The 6,072-nt window shown below is 66.8% G+C and carries 4 protein-coding genes and 1 pseudogene; all 5 read right to left on the reverse strand.

Annotated elements, in window-relative coordinates; translation table 11 throughout:
* Positions 1–544 (reverse strand): GTP-binding protein (locus DD1DGNOD_RS02685; protein WP_241255422.1); only part of this gene is annotated, 544 nt, incomplete at its 3' end.
* The gene (locus DD1DGNOD_RS02690; RefSeq protein ID WP_131765030.1) at positions 525–893 is read right to left on the reverse strand and encodes a DUF742 domain-containing protein; all 369 of its coding nucleotides are present in this window, start codon (positions 891–893) and stop codon (positions 525–527) included. The genes DD1DGNOD_RS02690 and DD1DGNOD_RS02685, both read right to left, overlap by 20 nt.
* A 212-nt stretch (positions 894–1,105) precedes the next feature.
* A complete protein-coding gene (locus tag DD1DGNOD_RS02695; protein WP_131769366.1) occupies positions 1,106–1,525 on the reverse strand; it encodes a roadblock/LC7 domain-containing protein in 420 nt (139 codons plus the stop codon).
* Entirely contained in the window at positions 1,525–4,275 is a 2,751-nt protein-coding gene (locus DD1DGNOD_RS02700) for a sensor histidine kinase (protein ID WP_131769367.1), read from the reverse strand. The genes DD1DGNOD_RS02695 and DD1DGNOD_RS02700 overlap by 1 nt, the downstream gene beginning before the upstream one ends.
* A 623-nt stretch (positions 4,276–4,898) precedes the next feature.
* Positions 4,899–6,072: pseudogene (locus DD1DGNOD_RS02705) on the reverse strand (serine/threonine protein kinase); the annotation flags it as partial.

Here is a 6,072-nt window from a genome sequence, read left to right on the forward strand (position 1 = left end):
GGGCTTGCCTGACGGATTCCCGCCGGCGCGCGTCACAGAAAACGATGGGCCGGCGGGAGTCGACGTCGAGGGCGCTGCGGACTTCGTCGAGCCGGTACTCCCTGGCGCCGTCGAATCGGTTGACCGCCACCAGGAACGGAATATCCCGCTCCTCGAAGTAGTCAACCGCCGGGAACGAGTCGGCAAGTCGACGGGTGTCGACCAAAACGATGGCACCGATGGCCCCGAGAACCAGTTCGTCCCACATGAACCAGAAGCGGTCCTGGCCGGGTGTACCGAACAGGTACAGAATCACGCTGTCGAGCAGGGTGATCCGGCCGAAATCCATGGCGACCGTCGTCGTGGTCTTGGAACTGACCTGGGACGTGTCATCGATGCCGAGGCTCGCCGAGGTCAGGGCTGCTTCGGTCGTGAGCGGGGGAATCTCGCTGACCGTCCCCACGAACGTCGTCTTCCCGGCGCCGAACCCGCCGGCAACTATGATTTTGACCGGACTGGGCACCGTGCTGCCGGCCGTGTCCGGTCTAGAGGGTCTGTAGTCCATCGAGCACCTTCTCCATCAGCGCCACGTCGGGACGCTCACTCGGTCGGGCTGGGCGGGTGACGCGCACGAGACCAGAGTCGATCATGTCGCCGACGAGGACGCGTGCCACGCCGACCGGTAGGTTGAGCTGCGCGGATATCTCCGCGATCGACTGGATGCTCTGGCAGAGCAGCACGATGTTCCGCTGTTCTGGATCAAGACTTCGGACCATCGCCCGCCCGTGCTCCGTCGTCGACACCAGAGCCACCAGCTCCAGCGCGCGATTGGCCGCCGGCCGCGTCCGGCCGCCGGTGACGGCATAGGGACGGACGACCGGACCTGCGTCGTCGTCGTACCACTCCTCGTCCACCGGTCCTCCTGATCAGGGCTTGGCGATCGTCGCTGAAACTCGTCCCGCTGAAAATCGTCCTGTTAAGACTCCGCCGACGCCGGCCGGCGTCATTGCGGCAGGGAAGCCCGGCCTTTCGACGACGACCACTTGGCTTGAGCTCCGGTAGGAGCCCCCGCAGGGCGCGACGGAGTAGACGGAGTATGAGCCGCCGCCGGGGCTCCGGCCCGCTGTCAGCGTGGCAATGCGGCCTGCATTTCGGCGCGCAGCTCGGGGGTGAGGAATTCACCGACACGGATGACCAGCAGCGCCATTTCGTAGGCGATCAGGCCGATGTCGGCACCGGGCGTGCTGAGAATGGCCAGACACGACCCGTCGCCAACCGCCGTGACAAACAGGAATCCCTGCTCCATCTCGACGATCGTCTGGCGGACGTTACCGCCGCCGAAGAAACGGCCGGCACCGCGGGCCAGACTGTTGAAGCCCGAGGCGACCGCCGCCAGCTGGTCGGCGGTTGTCCGGCCCATTCCGTTCGAGGCGGCAAGCAGGAGGCCGTCCGACGACAACACGATGGCGTAGGTAACCTCCGGGATTTTCCTCGTGAGGTTGTTCAACAGCCAGCTCATGTTCTCGGCCGGGCCGATGTGGCGCATTACATCACCTTCTTCGCGTCGTCGCCGCCGTTCGGGTTCGGTCCCTCCTGCAGACCTCGGCCGAAGTTGGACTGGAAGGAGGACATCATTGATCGGATCTCATCCGGCGACCGTGTCCCGGCGAGGAGCGGCGGTGTCGCGGGCTCGGCGAGGGGCGTTCCCCTGAGTTCGGGTGCGAGGCTCGCCCGCCGCTGCCGCTTGGGCAGACCGGTCTCGTCGGGCTTCCCGCCCCGGGCGGCCGGCGCGGCCGATGTCCGGGGAAGCGGGGGGCTGCCGGTCGGGAACGGATCCGTCGTAGGCCCGGTCCTCCTGCGTGCGGGTAGACCGCGCTGCTGCGGAGGATCCAGCGGATCGGCCCACCGGTCCGCCGGCTGCGGCCATCCGGGCTGTGCGGTGGGTGGCTCGTCGTCCCATCGAACGGACGGAAGCAGCGGTGGCGCGGAGCTGCCCGACGGTGGTTCGACCCAGGTACTGGGCTCCACCGGTGGGTTGGACCGCAACCGTCCCCGCGGATGTTCGGTTCCGTTGCCGGCGCCGGTGTCCGCGCCGCCGAGTTCGTCCTGCTCGGAAACGAACCAACTCGAACGGATTGTGGGGAAGACCGGCAGGTCGTCCATGAGCGGCCGGTCTTCCCCACCACCGCCTGTGGATGGCGTGGTCGATGCGCTCACCGACAGCAGTTCATCGGTGTCGATGGAGTCAGCCAGGGGGAGCGAGTCGTTCAGGGAGAGCGGGTCAGCCAGGGAGAGCGAGCCGCTCAAGGAGGTCGAGTCACTCAAGGCGATGGAAGCATCCAGGGACGAGTCCAGGGCCGGCGCCTTGACACGCTCGGGTCTGGACGCTGCCGGCGCTGCTTGCGTGGTCTCGTCGACTTCGCGCAGCAGGCTGGTCGGGAGCAGGACGATGGCCAGGCTGCCGCCGTACGGCGACGGCCGCAGACGGACCTGGATGTCGTGCCGTTGGGCGAGGCGACCGACAACGAACAGGCCCAGTCGCTCACTGGTACGAAGGTCGAAGGGGGGTGGGTTGCTCAGGCGGTCGTTGATCTCGCTGTATTCCTCGTCGGTCATGCCCAGACCGCGGTCCTCGACCTCTATCACGGACCCGTTGGAGACCTCGTGCCCGGACACGTGGACGGGGGTGTGCGGGGGGGAGAAGGAGGTGGCGTTCTCGATCAGCTCGGCAAGCATGTGGATCACATCACCGACCGCGTGCCCGCCGATGGCGGAACCGGCGATCGGTAGCACCTTCACTCGGGTGTAGTCCTCCACCTCGGCGACCGCACCTCGCACGACATCCTTGATCGGGATCGGTCGCCGCCAGCCACGGGCAGGCTTCGATCCGGACAGCACGATCAGGTCCTCGGCGTGGCGACGCATACGGGTCGCCAGGTGGTCGAGCCGGAACAGTTCGGCCAGCTCGTCCGGGTCGGTCTCCTTGCGCTCCAGGGCGTCGATGATCTTCAGCTGGCGGTGGATGAGCGCCTGGCTGCGGCGGGCGAGGTTGAGGAAGGTGTCACCGATGCTCTTGCGCATTGCGGCCTGTTCGACAGCGGTGCGCACGGCAACCTGATGGACGGTGCTGAACGCCTCTCCCACCTGTCCGATCTCGTCCCTTGTCCCGACTCGGACGGGGAACAGCTCGGCCTCGATCTCCACCTGCTCCCCGCGGTGCAGCCGTTCCACGACGTCGGGAAGGCTGTCGTTGGCCACCTTGAGGGCGGCTCCCCGCAGACGCCGGAGCTGGTTGATCATGGGGCTCGCCACGAGAAGTGCCACGCCGATGGACACGACGAGGATGAGAAACACAGCTGCCCCGTTGAACCAGGCATTGCGACGTGAGTCAGAGGCGATCGATTCGCTCTGGGCGCCCAGGTCGTTGGCGATCCTGCGTTCGGCGTCACGCATCACGCCGGCCTTCTCACCGGTAGCAGTGATCCACTGTGTCGGGGGGACGGTGGCCGGACGACCCATCTGCGCGGCGAAGACCGTGTTGTCGCGCATCTGAGCCACGGATTCGGATTTCTTCTGTACGGCCTGGTCGAAAAAGTCCCGTTGCGACTGCGACGCGGTGGCACGGAACTGTGTGATCCATGCGTCCTCCGCCCCCGAGTTCGACTGGATCAGCTTGATCAGGCCGATGTTGGACTGACGGAGAAAGAGGATCACAGCAACGTAGCCAGCCTGTTGCTGCAGGGCCTCCTTCGCTCGGGACATGCTCACCAGTGTTGCTGCCGCGCTGACCAGATCGGCGTTCTTGCTTCCGGCGGCTACCTGGGCGTTGAGGTCGAGCAGATCCCCAATGAACGCGGTGTAGGACTCCGACGTCTTCTCGTTCTGGGCTTCCTGGGTGTCGATCAATTGACGTTGCGTGGTGAGACGGTCGATTTGAGTGGTGATGGTGTCCAGGGAGATGCGCAGGTTCCTGGTGGCGCTGGCCGGAAGATCTGCGGCGCTGGTCCGGTATGTCTCGATGGCTGGGTCGACCTGCTTGCGTATCGCGACCGCGTTGTCTGCGCTGCCCCGGTAGTCGGAGCCGACGTAGGCAGCGACGGCGAAGCGCTCCTGCTGGAGCGCATCAACCAGGTCATTTACCTTGATCGAGAACCCCGCGAGGACCCGGATCCGATCACTTGCGCTGACGTTGTCCAGGTTCGCTCGTACCTGGAGGGCGCTGAAAACAGCCAGCGCCACCAGCGGGAGGATGAGAATGGCTACCAACTTGGAGCGGATTGGCCAGTTCTGGAGCATCCGATCCTCTCGTCCGACGCCGTGTCCTGGCGCCTTGTCGGGGCGAGTGTTCTTGTCCGGCGTTCGTGCACCGGCTTGCGCCTCGGCCCGCGGCGAAGGCCGTGACTGGCGGCTCTTTCTCGTTGGGCGGGACAACTGTACCCGGGCTATTAAGTCCTGCTTGAACAGGGGTATACGGGACGCGGGAACAGGGCCGAATCGGATCAATCGATGATCATCCGGTAGCGGTCCGGACGGACCTGCCGGCCGGCGCGGGATACGCGGAGATGATATTCGCGATGGATTGCACAGCCCGATGATCGACGTTTGTCGTTGTGATCGGTGAGTTGCAAAAAGGCGAATCGTGGACGGGCAGGTGTTTTCGGTGTTTCCGGATTGTGGATCGGTAGACAGCCGAACCGAAAGGTCGTGGACGCCGAACGCACCGAGAATGGTCCGGAATCTGTCCCCGAACTGTCCTGGGTGGCCGCAACAGGCGTGCTCGGGGTAAGAAATTGCAACGTCCAGGTGTCGATCGGACCACCGCTGGTTCCGGTTGCCGGGAAATCGTTGCCGCCGGCAGCGGCCGGTGGTGGCCGGGCCGCCGCGTACGGCATGTCGATCACATGTCGATCACATACCGATCATTCCGGCGGGGTCGGGCCGCTGCCTGCTCGTGCGACCACGTGGGCGCCGCTGGACAGCGCCCGCACCCCGCCGGCCGTCCGGACGAGGGGATACACGGCAAAGTGGTAGGCGGCCCCGTCGTCAGGGGCACGCAGGTGCCAACCGCCTCTGATCTCCAGACTGGCGTTGGTGACCTTTGCGTTGCGGGCAGCCGGATCGTCCGGCCCAGTGGGGGCGGCGTCGTGTCGCCACAGCACGCGAGCTTCGGTGATGCCCGGCGGCATCTGGAACGTGAGGACGATCTCGGTGCCGTGGTCGACGGCCTGAAGTTCCCGGATGTGTGGTCCCGGCTGGTGCCGGGTGGAGCGACCGACGACCGCCCTGTCCTCGGCGATGCTGACCGGCGTGTACACCGTCGGCCCGGCGGCCGCGGTGTCGACCAGGCGTCCGCGTCGGCTGGAGCCGACCAGACGTTCCCGCCCTTTCAAGGAAGCGGCGGACAGCTCATGGTCAACCGGGCCGAGCGGCTGCGGCTGTGGGCCTGGCCCGCAGCCCCGGTCGCCGCCGGGGGTTTCCTCCGCGGACGTCCCGGCCGTCGCCGGATCGGACGGATCCGCCGGTGATTCGGTGGCATAGATCCGTACCAGCGCGCCGGGCACCGTCGTCCACCGCAGGATCGTCACCCCGCTGCTGCTGTCCACCTCAAGGTCCAGGACCGGCCGGGGCCGCACGACCACGGTCACGATCACTTCCACGCCGCCGGTGTGGGCCAGCGCGCCGAAGGGATCCGGGTAGGACACCCGCACCCGGTAGCGGTAGGTGGCTCCGGTCTGCACGTCACGGTCGACATGGCCTCCACCGGACGCGCGGATGCGGCGGGTGGCTCCCCGAAACGGCGAGGACTCGTCGAAGGTCCGCTCGATCAGCACGTCGTCGTAGCCCGCATCGAACTGCCAGGACAGCGCCACGCCGTCGCCGTCCATGAGGGCGCGCAGGTCGGTGACGTCCGGGGTGATCACCAGTGGTGGCGTGCGAACCGGTTTCGACCGTCTGCCGCCGGCTGTCGACATCACCTCGTGCCAGACCGTCACCCCGCGGGGGACACCCGCGTCGGACAGTTCGGTCGAACCGGTCGTGCCCAGGCTGCGCTCGGACCGCCCGCTCGGCGCGGTCGGGTCGGCGACCACCCGC

It is taken from the genome of Candidatus Protofrankia californiensis, assembly GCF_900634765.1.
Taxonomy (GTDB): Bacteria; Actinomycetota; Actinomycetes; order Frankiales; family Frankiaceae; genus Protofrankia; species Protofrankia californiensis.